This is a genomic window from Thermobacillus xylanilyticus (assembly GCF_907165215.1).
In the GTDB taxonomy this organism is placed as follows: Bacteria; Bacillota; Bacilli; order Paenibacillales; family Paenibacillaceae; genus Thermobacillus; species Thermobacillus xylanilyticus.
The window spans coordinates 45,344-57,974 of record NZ_CAJRAY010000083.1; the positions used below are offsets into that span (position 1 = coordinate 45,344).

Below are 12,631 nucleotides of genomic sequence, written 5' to 3' on the forward strand. Positions count from 1 at the left end.
CTCCCTTTGCCGTTTTATTCGCCCGCAAGAAGCGGGGGTTGGGGCGTTGCTGCTGCGGTTCATCGAGAAGGCGGCCATCCGCATTACGAGTTCCTTGAACCTGAGGGGAAAAATCTTGCTGCTCTACGGGGCCATCGTGCTCTTGCCGACTGTCATCCTGGGCGCCGTCGCCGGTTATTTCACCCTGGCAAGCGTGCGCAGCAACTACATGGTGACAATCCGGGAAGCGCTTCGCCAGACGGCGCAGAACATCGAGTTCCGCAAGCAGAGCTATGACGTGCTGACGATCCGGACGGCGACGGACGGCGAGCTGATTGCCCGGCTGTCCCGCGAATACGGGGATATGGCCGAACAATTGGACACCGTCACCTATGTCGACCGCTCCTTCATGGCGATGAGCAAATATTTGCCGGGGATAAGGGATTTCCGCATCTATCACATGAATCCGACGCTCGTGCAGGACGGCAGCCTGCTATGGAAGCCGGAAGAACGGCCGCTTGCCGGCATGCCGGAGTCGGAATGGTACCGGCAGACGCTCGCTTCGGACGAATCGCCCGCGTGGCGGAACGTGCCGGACAGCCCCGGCGAATTGGTGCTGACGCACAAAATATTGGCGAGGAACGGCCAGGCCATCGGCTTGGTGTTCATGAAACTGAGCTACGACACCGTCTTCGGCGAACTGCTCGAACATCCGTTCAACGGCGCGGGCGAGCTCTACATTATTGATGCGGAGAACCGGATCATCGCGGCCACGAACCGCGGGATGATCGGCCGGATCGCCGAGTCGGCCCCGCTGCAGCAGGCGGCGGAAGGGGTGTCGGGCGAGACGGAGGGATGGAGCGGAGTCGAGGAGGGCGGCAGCCGCTATTTCTCGCAGCCGGCCGGTTCGGGCTGGAACGTGGCGGCCGTCATCCATATGGATCAGCTTGAGCGGCGGTCGCGGCACATCATGTACGGCATCGCCGGAGGCGTCGCGTTTTTCCTCCTGCTGTCGATGTTCATGGTGCTTACGGTGATGAAGAACATCGTGCTGCGCATCCGGAAAATCGGCAACCGGATGAACGACGTCGCGCAGGGCGAGTTCGATGTCACCGTCCACAGCCGCGGCGACGACGAGCTCGGCGAGCTGGAGCTGCTCTTCAACTCCATGTCGGGCAAGCTCGGCAAACTCGTGCACGACATGGCCAGGGTGAAGCTGAAGGAGCGGGAGCAGTCGTTCCGGGCGCTGCAGGCGCAGATCAATCCGCATTTCATCTACAATTCGCTGAGCCTGATCCGGTGGCGGGCGATGGATCTCGGCGACGACATGCAGATCCGCACGATCGACGCGCTCACGACCTTTTACCGGCTGGCGCTCGACAATACGATCAATGTGACGCGGATCGAGACGGAGCTTCAGCACGTCAGGGCGTACCTGGAGATCCAGCAGCTCCGCTATCCGGACATGGTGCGCATCGAGTGGGACATCGACCCGGATGTCAGCGCTTACTATACGATCAAGCTGCTCTTGCAGCCGATCGTCGAGAACTGCTACGTGCACGGCGAGATCACGAAGAAGCCGGGCGCGTACATCCGGATCGCGGCGAAGCGGACGGACGGCCGCATCCGGTTCGAGGTCGAGGACAACGGCAAGGGCATTCCGCCGGAGACGGCGCTTCTGCTCATGCGCGGCGAACGGACCGGCACGGGGAACGGGTTCGGCACGACCAACATCCGCGAGCGGCTGCGGCTCTACTTCGGCAGCGGGAGCGAGTTTGCGATCGACAGCCGCGTAGGCGAAGGCACGCGCGTAACGATTACCATTCCGGCATGCCTCGAGCGGCCGGAGATTCGAAGGGAGGAAGAAGCGTGATTCAGGCGCTTATCGTGGACGACGAACCGATGCACCTGCAAGGGCTGGCGCGGCACGTCCGTTGGGAATCGCTCGGCTATGCCAGGCCGCTGACGGCGCTGTCCGGCGAGGAGGCGCTCGCGCTCATGCGCGAACATGCCGTCGATGTCCTGGTGACGGACGTCTCGATGCCCGGCATGAACGGCATCGAACTCGCCGCCCGCGCCAAGGAGATCCACCCGGGCATCCAGGTGCTGATGATCAGCGGCTACAACGAGTTCGAGTTCGTGCAGGAAGCGATTCATGTGGGCGCGCAGGGCTATGTGCTGAAGCCGATCAAGGTGGAAGAGGTGGAAAGCAAGCTCGCCGCTTTCCGGACGGCGCTGGAGAAGCTGCGCCTCATCGAGGCGGAGACCCGGGCGCTGCGGGAGAAGGTGTCCGGCAGTCTCGACGCGGTGAAGGACCGGTTCGCCCATGAGCTGATCGCGGGCGCGGCCGACGAGGGGATGATGGCGTCCTGGAAGATGCTGCTCGATCTGCCGGAGCTCAGGACGGGCGTCCGGATCGTCGTCTTCGGTTATGACCGTTTCATGGACGGGGGACCGGACGCCGGCAGCCGGGTCATGCGCGGCGCCGCGTTCTTCAAGGTCGTCGGCGTGGGCTTGTCCGATCTTCCCTCGGTCATCGCGGCCAAAGTCTGGCCGGAGGAAGTCATCGCGATCCACCCGAACCCGACGGCCGGCGAGAATGCGAAGATGGAGAAACAGATCGGGTTCATTCAGGGAATCATGGAAGAGCAATACGGCTCGACGGTGACGGTCGGGATCAGCAACGTTTACGGTGACTGGCGCGATGTGCAGCTTGCCTACAAAAGGGTCAAGTTCATGATGGCGCGCGCCCGGCTGATCGCCGGCGGGCAAGTGCTGCACGAAGACCGGCTGGACGAGCCGGATTTCCAGGATTACCGCGTGCGGGAAGAGTTCATTCCCGCGATCGTGCGCATGCTCGAAGAGTCGGACGACGCGGCCAAGGCCGTGGAATATGCGGGCAACGTCATCGACATGCTGCAGCTCGATCATTCCGTCTCGTATCTCCGGGCGTTCGCGCTCGGTCTGGTCAGCGAGCTGGCGCGCAAGCCGGGGCGGCAGGAGGCGGGCGAAGACGAATCGCATGTCGGGGTGATGCAACGGCTGCTCGACTGCGGCCATGCCGCGCTGATCCGCGAGGAAGTGCTCGGGTTCATGTCCCGCTACGCCGCCGCCCGGCGGGACGAGCGGAACCGGCGGCAGCATCATCTGATCCGGCGCGTCCTCGAATACATCGCGTCGCACCTCCACGAGAACGTCACGGCCAAGCAGCTGGCGGAGCAGCACAACATCAATGCAAGCTATCTCAGCGTGCTGTTCAAGAAAGAGACCGGCAAGACGATCTCGGAATGCATCCAGGAGATGCGCATCAACCGGGCGATCGAGCTGCTGCAGGACCCCGCGGTGCGGGTCTATGAAGTGGCGGAGCGGGTGGGCTTCCAGACGCCGGCGTATTTCTCCTACCTGTTCAAAAAAATCACCGGCCGGACGCCGCAGGAATACCGCGATTACTACTACGATTCACAGGGTTAGCGCCGGCGTCACAACCCCTCGGGCGTCGGATAGCCGACATCCGCCACGAACTTGACCGGCACCGTCTCGCGGCGCGGGACGTACGTGCCTTCCATCTGCTCGATGATGAGCTCGACGGCTTTGTCCGCGATGGTGTCGATGTCCTGCTGGATATACGGCACGAAAGGGAGCTTCGGATCGTCGAACGAGACGAGCGCCACGTCCTGCGGCACTCGCCGGCCCATTTCGCCCAGGGCGGCATACGCGAGGCGGGCGAGCACGGTGTCGACGGCGAACACCGCCGTCACATGCGGGTTGGCCTTGAAGAAGGCGGCGATCTGCTGCTTCACCCGTTCGTCGTCCGCGCGCGATGTCCGTTTCAGGTAAAGCCAATATTTTTTGTCGATCGGCAGCTGCCGGTCCAGGAACGCGCGCTCGAAGCCGAGGGCGCGTTCGTGCGTATTGGAGTTCCGGCTCTCCTGGTTCAGCAGCGCAATATGTTCATGTCCCTGGCGGAACAGATAGTCCATCGCTTCCAACGTGCCCTGAATGTTCTCCGACGTCACGCTGCTGTTCGTAATGTTCGGCAAATACCGGTCGACGAGCACGTGCGGCGTTTTGTCCAGGCTCAGCTTCAAAATCTCCTCGTTGTAGTGCTCCTCCATAACGGGGAAAATGACGAAGCCGCGGACGCCGAACAGCTGGAACATCCGGATCGCCTCGATCTCCTTCTCCATCTTGTCCTCCGTCACCCGGATGAGCGTCTGGTAGCCGCGCTCATGCAGCCGGGATTGCAGCCGGAAGAACAGCAGGCTCTCGACGGGCATGGTGATGGACGGGAAAATGATGCCGACGATGCCCTTGAACCCGGAATGGATCGAGTGCAGGATGTCCGTGCCGTTCCTCCCCGCCACGAACGTTCCCTTCCCCTTGATGCGCACGACCAGATTTTCGTCGCTCATGACGGCCAGCGCCTGCTTCGACGTGATCTGGCTGACGTTGAAATATTGGGCCAGCTCCTTCTCGGACGGCACCCGGTCGCCCGGACGCAGTTTGCCGGACAAGATTTGCTCACGCAGATGATTGGCGATCTGCTGGTAGAGCGGAACTGATTTCATCCCACGGCGCAACCTCCGAAAAATATACTAAGCAACAAAATCGTTCATCCCTCATTATACCTGCAACCGCTTGTACGGAATAGCGAAGAAGATCAGAATCCGAGCCAAAATATACTAAGGATAGTATATGAATTATGCGCCCGGACCGCTATCATGGCAATAGAGTAAACGCATACAGGACCGGGGGTGGTGGCCGACTTCGCGGGCGTTCTTGCAAGTTTGGGCCAGGGCATGAAGGACAATGGAGGAGGGACAGCTATTACACTCCGGCCAGGCGCTCGATTTGTCGGAGGGAGCGGGGCATGACGGCGCGAACATCCGGCAATGGCCGGACAACGGGCTCGATCCGCAGCGGTGGCAGTTCACGGCGCCTTGACGGCCTGCCGATGCGGAGAGACAATACCAACAGACAGACCAACAGACAAATCATGACAAAGGAGATTCATGAATGGCAGAACATAAATATATCAAGGACTACCCGAGACCGCAGTTTGTACGCGAGCCATGGATGAATCTCAATGGCGAATGGGATTTCCGCTTTGATGACGACGGAGTCGGCGAGCGGGAGAATTGGCCGCGGGAACTCAAGGCTGACCGGAAGATCACGGTGCCGTTCACCTATGAGACGAAGGCCAGCGGCATCGGCGACGAAACGTTCCACCCTGTCGTCTGGTACCAGCGGATGATCGCCATCCCGCAGGAGTACCGCGGAAAGCGGGCGATCCTGCACTTCCAGGCGGTGGACTATCTGGCCAAAGTGTGGGTGAACGGACACTATGTCGGGATGCATGAGGGAGGCTACGCGGCCTTCTCTTTTGACATCACGCCTTACTTAAGCGAAAGCGGCGACAACCGGCTGGTCGTCAAGGTGACGGACAGCCCGTCCACCGTGCAGCCCCGGGGCAAGCAGCGCTGGATCAAGGACAACTTCGGCTGCTGGTATGTGCAGACGACCGGCATCTGGCAGACGGTCTGGATGGAGTTCGTGGAACCGGACCATATCCGGTCGGTGAAGATTACGCCGAAGTTTGACGAGGAGTCCGTGCGCTTCGACTTCGTCCTTCCGGATTCGACCGCAGGCTCCGGCAGAGACTTGCAGCTCGTCACCGGCGTCTACTTCGAAGGCAAGCGCATCCGCGAGACCCGGATGTCCGTCGAACGCGCGCGGTTCGGGCTTGAGCTCGACCTGCGCAGCGAAGCGGCCGGCGAATGGGAGATCAAGCCGTGGCATCCGAACCATCCGAACCTGTACGACGCAGAGTTTGTGCTGCTCTCGGACGGCCGGGAGGTGGACCGCGTCCATTCCTATTTCGGCATGCGGAAAATCTCCATCGAGAACGGCAGGATCCTGCTGAACAACGCGCCGATCTACCAGCGGCTGCTGCTCGACCAGGGCTACTGGCCCGACACGCACCTGACCCCGCCGTCGGAGGAGGCGATTCTCGAAGACATCGAATATACGCTTCGCATGGGCTTCAACGGCGTGCGGAAGCACCAGAAGATCGAGGATGCCCGCTATCTCTACTGGTGCGACCGCAAAGGGCTGCTCGTCTGGTCCGAGATGGGCGCGGCCTACGAGTTCCACGACGAGGCGGTGGACCGCTTCACGCGCGAATGGCTCGACCTGGTCCGGCAATTTTACAATCATCCGTGCATCGTCACCTGGGTGCCGTTCAACGAGTCATGGGGCATTCCGCAAATCTTCACCGACCGGAAGCAGCAGCATTTTACCGAGTCGATCTATCATCTGACCAAGGCGATCGATCCGTACCGCCCGGTCGTGGTGAACGACGGCTGGGAGCACACCGTGTCGGACATCCTCACGCTGCATGACTACGATGAGGACGGCGCACGTTTTCTGGAGCGATATGCGAATCGGGACGAGATTCTGGGCAACCGGATGCCGTTCAACAACGGCAAATACGCCTTCGCGCGGGGTTACGAATACCGCGGCCAGCCGATCATCATCAGCGAGTACGGCGGCATCGCCTTCACGACGGACAGCGGCTGGGGCTACGGTAACCACGTCAAGAACGAGGAGGAGTTCATCGAGCGCTATCGCAAGATAACGAACGCGATCAAGGCCACGCCGTACATCTGCGGCTATTGCTACACGCAGTTGACGGACGTGCAGCAGGAGACGAACGGGCTGCTGACCGAAGGCCGCAAGCCGAAGGTCGATCCGGACAAGATCCGCGCCATCAATCTGGCTTGAATGTGTTGACTGTCGACAAACCTTGTCGGCAGTCATTTTTATAGATGCTGATGCCGACGCGATCAATGTGTTCGATGAGGTTTTGGCGGGACAGCGAATGATAGTCCACGACATCCACCTTGTAGGGGATGGGAAGTTCCTCGTTCAACCACGCTTGCAAATTCAGGGCCACATCGGGCAACGGCCGGTCGCCTTTGATGGCCAGGTCAATGTCGCTGCCCTTCTTGTAAGTTCCTTTGGCTCTGCTGCCAAACAGAACCACTTCGCGAATCTGCGGATACTTGCTGAAGGATTCCAACATCAGCCGAAAAGACTCCGGCGATACGCCATAGGTGTTCATCGATCCATCCCCAGCCGGCCGTGCACTTGTTTCAAAGCAGCTGTAAAGCGGTCACGAATGAGCCCAAATGCCAATTCCGCCATGCTCTCATCGTAGGTGTGCGCCATTACATTCCGCTTTTGCAACATATCCAGCCAGAGTTCACCGTCTTCGATCAGGCCATACCGGAACGCCTCTTTGATGACATCCCGCGGGAACTTGGCATCGATGCCGCGTTCTTCCATGTAATCTTTCAATGTTTTCCAGGCGAGTTCAAAAGTAAATTGATAGTATTGAATTGCACCGGCTCTCTCCAGCTCGGACAAATGCTCTGCAGTCAACGCTTGCACGAGCTTGTCCAGTGCTTTGTCAAAATTTTCGTATCTTTGCTTCCACCGGATATCGGCAGACATTGCGGATCGCCCCATTCATATAGGTTCCAACACGATTATAGCATGAAGGCCATGATAACTTGCACGGCCGGAAAAAGTCGATCACCCTCGAAGCGTGCTGTTTGTTCAAAATTTTGTTTTGTCCATCGCGTTCCCTCGCCAGCGGGCGGTTTTTCATCCCATGCTTCGCTTCGCTTGCTCGAGCAATCGGGCGACGTAGAGAGCGGCTGTCTGTACGGAGAGGCGTAAGAAGCGCTATACGACTCGTTCGGGGAGATGGAACTTGCGGTTCTGTGCAAGATCGTCTTCCGTGAAGCATTGCGCGGCGGGACGGCGGATTTATGAAAATCCCGGCCTTTCTCGGTGAGCGAATATTCCACGGTCACCGGGACGGTCGGGAACACCTCGCGGCGCACGACCCCGTTTTGTTCCAGCAGGCGCTCTGGCAGCCTTGACGAATCCCGGATGAGAAGGAGACGGAAGAACGGCCATGTTCGATCAGTTGATTACGGCCTGGTGATCGGCAACTTGTACATGCTGACCGCGATCGGCATCACGCAGATTTACGGCGTGGCCGGCGTGGTCAACTTTGCCCACGGTTCGGTGTATATGGCGGGCGCCTATATCGGGTGGATGGCGATAACCTGGCTGCACTGGCCGCTCGTTCCCGTGATCTTGCTCGTGCTGGCCGGCAGCGCCCTGCTCGGTCTGGCGCTGGAGCGGCTGGCGGTCCGGCCGTTCGCCCGGGCCGGCAGCACGATCCTGCTGCTGACGACCATCGCCGCCGGACTCATCATCGACAACGCCGCCCAGGTGATCTGGGGGCCCCAGACGCAGGCGCTTCCCAATCCGCTGCCGCAATGGCACATCCGGCTGGGGGCGGGCACGGTGTCGCTGCTCGATCTGTTCATTCTGGCGTGCGGGGTCGGCACGGCGCTTCTGCTCCATCTGTTCCTGTACCGCAGCCGCGCGGGCTGGGCGGTGCGGGCGACGGCCCAGGACCGCGACGCGGCATTGCAGATGGGGATCGACGTCAACCGGGTAAACCGGTATTCCTTCGCGCTCTCCGGCGCTTTCGCCGGCCTCAGCGGACTGTTGGTCGGGCTGTACTTCAGCAACATTTACCCGACGATGGGCGCCTCGGCCACCCTCAAGGGAACGACCGCCGCGCTGCTCGGCGGACTCGGGAACGTGCCGGGCGCCATTCTCGGCGCCTATGTGCTCGGCATCGCGGAGACGTTCAGCGTGGAATGGCTCGGTTCCAGCTACCGCAACCTGGTGGCGGTGCTGCTGCTGATCGCGGTGCTCCTGTTCCGGCCCAACGGGCTGCTCTCCGGGCGGCGGGCGCTCAATCCGGAGCCGACCGCGGGCACGTTCATACCCCATGGCCGCCCGCTTCGTTTTCCGAGGTGGCTGATTCCGGCTTCCGCGGTGCTCGCCGCGGCGCTGCCGCTGTTCGTGGCGAACCCTTATGCGCTGCAGGTGCTGGCGATCGGCTGGGTGTTCGCCCTGATGGCGGTCAGCCTGAACCTGATTTCCGGCACCACGGGGCAAATTTCCCTCGGCCACGCGGGATTCGTGACACTGGGCGCCTACGCTACCGCGATCCTGACCAGTCGGCTCGGCCTGCCGTTCTCCGTGTCGTTGCTCGTATCGCCCGTCGTGGCGGCGGTGATCGGCGTCCTGCTGTGCTACCCGGCCCTCCGGCTGCGCGGCCAATACCTGGCCATCGCCACGCTGGGGCTCGGCGAGGCGATTTCCCTGATCGCGCTCAATTGGGATTCGGTGACGCAGGGGCCGCTCGGCATCAGCGGCATTCAGCCCGCCGCGTTCTTCGGCTACGAGATCTGGTCCGCGGCCGGCGTCTACTGGCTGGACCTGGCGGCGCTTCTCGCCTGCGTCTGGGCCGTGTACCGGCTGTCGCGCTCCCATCTGGGCCGGGCGCTGCGCGCCGTGCGGGAAGACGAGGTGGCGGCGCGGGCGTTCGGCATCGGCCTGGCCCGGTACAAGTCCATCGCGTTCGGGGTGAGCGCCTTCTTCGCGGCGGTTGCGGGCGTGCTGCTGGCCCACTCCTATTCCTATATCGCGCCCGACACGTTCACATTCGCGCTCTCGATTCAGGTGCTCACCATGATCATCCTGGGAGGACGGGACAACGTGGGCGGCGCCGTGATCGGAGCCGTCATCCTGATCGTGCTGCCGGAGACGATCCGGTTCCTCGGCGAATACCGGTACATCCTGTACGGGCTTCTGCTGATCGGGATGCTGCGTTTCCGTCCGTACGGACTGCTCAATTCCACTACGTGAAGGAGGCGGCGCCGTGAGTCTGTTATCCGTGCGCGGCATACACAAGCATTTCGGCGGCCTGCACGCCTTGAAGGGCGTCAGCTTCGAGCTTGAGGAAGGGGAGACGGTCGCCCTGATCGGCCCGAACGGCGCCGGAAAGACGACGCTGTTCAACCTGATATCGTGCGAAGACCGCCCGGACGACGGGGAAATCGTGCTGGACGGGCAGCGCATCGACGGGCTGCCCGCCCATCTCGCCGCGGCGCGCGGGCTGGCCCGCACGTTCCAGAACGGGCGCGTCTTCGGCAATCTCACCGTGCTGGAAAACGTGCTGCTCGGCGCCCATACGCGGCTTGAAGATTTGACCGGCTCGGGTTCCCGGCCGGGCGAAGGGGTGCTGACGGCGCTGCGGGAAATCGCCTGGAGCATCATCCAGCCCCGCCGTTTCCGCAGGATGGAAGCCGAGCTGACGGAGGAGGTCCGGGACATTCTGTCCTTCTTCGGCGACCGGCTGCTTCCGAGGCTTCACCAGCCGGCTTACTCGCTCTCCTACGCCAACCGCAGGCGGACGGAGCTGGCGCGGGCCCTCGCCCTTCGCCCGCGGGTGCTCCTGCTCGACGAACCGACGGCGGGCATGAACCCGACGGAGACCGACGAAATGTCGGAAGTGATTCTGCAGCTTCAGCGCCGGGGCCAAAGCATGCTGTTGATCGAGCACAAGCTGGAGCTCGTGATGGCGGTCGCCCACCGGGTGGTGGCGCTCGATGCCGGCGAGGTGATCGTGTCCGGCACGCCGGAAACGGTGCGTTCCGACTCGCGGCTCATCGAGGCTTATGTCGGCAAAAAACAGGACGGGGTCGCCGCCGCAAGCGCCGGCGCCGTGCTTGAACCGTCGTTGCAGGCGTGAAAGGGGGAAGCGGGATGACAGCGGTCTTGAGGTTGGAAAACGTGAACACGTTCTACGGGGCGGTGCAGGCGCATTTTGATCTGTGCCTCGACATTTACCCCGGGGAAATCACCTGCCTGCTCGGCGGCAACGCCTCCGGCAAATCCACCGCGATGAAAGTGATCTTCGGGCTCGTCAGGCCGCGCTCCGGCCGCGTGCTGCTCGCCGGGGAGGACGCGACGCAGTGGGGTACGCCCCGACGCGTCGCCTGGGGGCTCCGCTCCGTGCCGGAAGCGCGCCGCCTGTTTCCGTTCATGACCGTGCGGGAAAATCTGCTGCTCGGCGCCTATCTCCGCAAAGACCGCCGGCAGGTCGCGGAAGACTTGGAACGGCTCCTCGATTTGTTCCCACGGGTCGGGGAACGGCTGAACCAGGCCGCGGGCACCCTCTCCGGAGGCGAGCAGCAGATGGTCGCCATGGCCAGGGCGCTGCTGGGCAAGCCGCGCGTGCTGTGCATGGATGAGCCGACCATGGGGCTTTCTCCCCTGTGGGTCGACCGGGTGCTGGAACTGGTGCAGACGATCAACCGGCAGGGCACGACCGTGTTCATGGTCGAACAGAACGCGCGCGCAGCGCTGCAGATCGCCCATCGCGGGTATGTTCTCCGTCACGGCGTCGTGACGCTGTCCGGGACGGCAGCGGAGCTGCTGGACAACCCGCTGGTGGAGAACGCCTATCTGGGAGGGAAGGCGATATGACGCTCGTTCGGCAGCTGTTCGTCCGCACCGGCCGCCAGGAACGGTTTCTTGCCCTGGCCGAGCTGCTCGCGGTACGGCTGGCCCGCGACGGGAGCCGGCACGACCGGGACAATACGTTTCCGTATGAGCATTATGACATGCTGCGGAGCGCCGGCTACCACGTCCTCACCGTTCCGGAACGGCTCGGCGGCCTCGGCGCCACCCTGACCGAAACGATTACGGCGCAGGAGAAGCTGGCCGCGGGAGAACCGGCGACGGCGCTGTCCATCGGCTGGCACCTCTGCGTGATCGGCAAGCAGGCGGAAGCCCGCACGTGGCCGGAGGATGTTTTCGAGCGGATCTGCCGGGAGGCGGTCGAGCACGGCGCCCTGATCAACTCGGCGGCCAGCGAGCGGGAGACCGGCAGCCCGTCGCGGGGCGGACGGCCGTTCACGACCGCCGGCCGCACCCGCTCCGGATGGGTGCTGAACGGAAGGAAAAGCTTCCTTTCGATGGCGCCCGTGCTCCGGTACGCCGTCGTATCCGCCGGGATCGAGGGCGAGGAAGGCGGAGGCTGGTTTCTGGTGCCGATGGATCTTCCCGGCATCCGCATTCTGGACACGTGGGATTCGCTCGGCATGCGCGCGACCGGCAGCCATGACGTCGAGTTTCGCGACGTGCATCTTCCGCCCGAAGCGCTGGTGGAGCCGTTCGGTCCGGGCCGGACGTGCCAGGTGAACGCCGGCGGCGGCGCCGGATGGGGGTTGATCATTCCTTCGATTTATCTGGGCATCGCCCAGGCCGCCCGAGATTTCATCCTCGACTACGCGCTGACGCGAAAAGTCAGCACGCTGCCGGGCACGATCGCCGAAGTTCCCCGCATTCGGGCGCTGCTGGGCGAAATCGACCACGATCTTCTGGCCGCCCGGTCGCTGCTCTATACGCTCGCCGAGCGGTGGGACGGCGAGCCGGAACAGCGCGACCGGCTGGTGCCGCTGCTCGGCGCCGGCAAGATGATCGCCACCAACCACGCGATCCGGATCGTGGACCGGGCGATGCGCATCGCGGGGATCGCGGGTCTGAGCCGCAGCCTGCCGCTGGAGCGCTTCTACCGCGACGTCCGCGCCGGGCTGAGCAACCCGCCGATGGACGACGCCGCGTTGGCCGCGCTCGCCGATGCGGCGCTGAAGGAAGCTGCGGCGAGGAAATCCGTACAAGAACATGAATTCAGCCGGTAAAGGAGGCTTTT

10 protein-coding genes and 2 pseudogenes are annotated in these 12,631 nt (G+C 62.7%); 8 read left to right on the forward strand and 4 right to left on the reverse strand.

Features of this window, described 5'->3' with window-relative positions; genetic code table 11:
* Window positions 1-46: 46 nt before the first annotated feature.
* Window positions 47-1,852 carry a cache domain-containing sensor histidine kinase gene (locus KJQ12_RS15515; RefSeq protein ID WP_213485689.1) on the forward strand — a complete coding sequence of 602 codons (1,806 nt, stop codon included), beginning with the start codon at window positions 47-49 and terminating at the stop codon, window positions 1,850-1,852.
* The gene (locus tag KJQ12_RS15520) at window positions 1,849-3,450 is read left to right on the forward strand and encodes a response regulator (protein WP_244860648.1); all 1,602 of its coding nucleotides are present in this window, start codon (window positions 1,849-1,851) and stop codon (window positions 3,448-3,450) included. Before KJQ12_RS15515 ends, KJQ12_RS15520 begins: the two co-directional genes overlap by 4 nt.
* An 8-nt stretch (window positions 3,451-3,458) precedes the next feature.
* Here KJQ12_RS15520 and KJQ12_RS15525 read toward each other — a convergent pair whose 3' ends face one another.
* A complete protein-coding gene (locus KJQ12_RS15525) occupies window positions 3,459-4,547 on the reverse strand; it encodes a GntR family transcriptional regulator (RefSeq protein ID WP_213485693.1) in 1,089 nt (362 codons plus the stop codon).
* A gap of 262 nt (window positions 4,548-4,809) precedes the next feature.
* Between KJQ12_RS15525 and KJQ12_RS15530 the strand changes: the two are divergent.
* Together KJQ12_RS15530 and KJQ12_RS15535 are read left to right on the forward strand one after the other, a co-directional pair.
* Window positions 4,810-4,923: pseudogene (locus KJQ12_RS15530) on the forward strand (RICIN domain-containing protein); the annotation flags it as partial.
* Window positions 4,924-4,995: 72 nt separating this feature from the next.
* Window positions 4,996-6,762, forward strand: a complete 1,767-nt coding sequence (locus KJQ12_RS15535; protein ID WP_213485696.1) for a glycoside hydrolase family 2 protein — start codon at window positions 4,996-4,998, stop codon at window positions 6,760-6,762.
* Here the strand turns inward: KJQ12_RS15535 and KJQ12_RS15540 are convergent.
* The 3 genes and pseudogenes from KJQ12_RS15540 to KJQ12_RS15550 form a co-directional block, all read right to left on the reverse strand.
* Entirely contained in the window at window positions 6,749-7,102 is a 354-nt protein-coding gene (locus tag KJQ12_RS15540; RefSeq protein ID WP_213485698.1) for a nucleotidyltransferase family protein, read from the reverse strand. The two genes, KJQ12_RS15535 and KJQ12_RS15540, sit on opposite strands and share 14 nt — an antisense overlap.
* The gene (locus KJQ12_RS15545; protein ID WP_041853919.1) at window positions 7,099-7,494 is read right to left on the reverse strand and encodes a nucleotidyltransferase substrate binding protein; all 396 of its coding nucleotides are present in this window, start codon (window positions 7,492-7,494) and stop codon (window positions 7,099-7,101) included. Before KJQ12_RS15545 ends, KJQ12_RS15540 begins: the two co-directional genes overlap by 4 nt.
* Before the next feature lie 320 nt (window positions 7,495-7,814).
* Window positions 7,815-7,913: pseudogene (locus KJQ12_RS15550) on the reverse strand (winged helix-turn-helix transcriptional regulator); the annotation flags it as partial.
* 25 nt (window positions 7,914-7,938) lie between these two features.
* On the opposite strand from KJQ12_RS15550, the gene KJQ12_RS15555 reads away from it, so the two are divergent.
* The 4 genes from KJQ12_RS15555 to KJQ12_RS15570 are packed head-to-tail and all read left to right on the forward strand — an operon-like array spanning window position 7,939 to window position 12,620.
* A complete protein-coding gene (locus tag KJQ12_RS15555) occupies window positions 7,939-9,780 on the forward strand; it encodes an ABC transporter permease (protein WP_244860649.1) in 1,842 nt (613 codons plus the stop codon).
* 13 nt (window positions 9,781-9,793) lie between these two features.
* Window positions 9,794-10,666, forward strand: a complete 873-nt coding sequence (locus KJQ12_RS15560) for an ABC transporter ATP-binding protein (protein WP_213485700.1) — start codon at window positions 9,794-9,796, stop codon at window positions 10,664-10,666.
* Between the two features lie 14 nt (window positions 10,667-10,680).
* Window positions 10,681-11,403 (forward strand): ABC transporter ATP-binding protein, encoded by a 723-nt coding sequence (locus tag KJQ12_RS15565; protein ID WP_213485701.1) that lies wholly within the window; start codon window positions 10,681-10,683, stop codon window positions 11,401-11,403.
* On the forward strand, window positions 11,400-12,620 hold the full coding sequence (locus KJQ12_RS15570) for an acyl-CoA dehydrogenase family protein (RefSeq protein WP_213485703.1): 1,221 nt from the start codon (window positions 11,400-11,402) through the stop codon (window positions 12,618-12,620). Before KJQ12_RS15565 ends, KJQ12_RS15570 begins: the two co-directional genes overlap by 4 nt.
* Window positions 12,621-12,631: the final 11 nt, after the last annotated feature.

Coding starts and splice junctions, on each gene's coding strand:
- KJQ12_RS15535 (WP_213485696.1), top strand. CDS start 4,996: ATGGCAGAACATAAATATATCAAGGACTACCCGAGACCGCAGTTTGTA.
- KJQ12_RS15570 (WP_213485703.1), top strand. CDS start 11,400: ATGACGCTCGTTCGGCAGCTGTTCGTCCGCACCGGCCGCCAGGAACGG.
- KJQ12_RS15525 (WP_213485693.1), bottom strand. CDS start 4,547: ATGAAATCAGTTCCGCTCTACCAGCAGATCGCCAATCATCTGCGTGAG.
- KJQ12_RS15555 (WP_244860649.1), top strand. CDS start 7,939: ATGAGAAGGAGACGGAAGAACGGCCATGTTCGATCAGTTGATTACGGC.
- KJQ12_RS15545 (WP_041853919.1), bottom strand. CDS start 7,494: ATGTCTGCCGATATCCGGTGGAAGCAAAGATACGAAAATTTTGACAAA.
- KJQ12_RS15565 (WP_213485701.1), top strand. CDS start 10,681: ATGACAGCGGTCTTGAGGTTGGAAAACGTGAACACGTTCTACGGGGCG.
- KJQ12_RS15540 (WP_213485698.1), bottom strand. CDS start 7,102: ATGAACACCTATGGCGTATCGCCGGAGTCTTTTCGGCTGATGTTGGAA.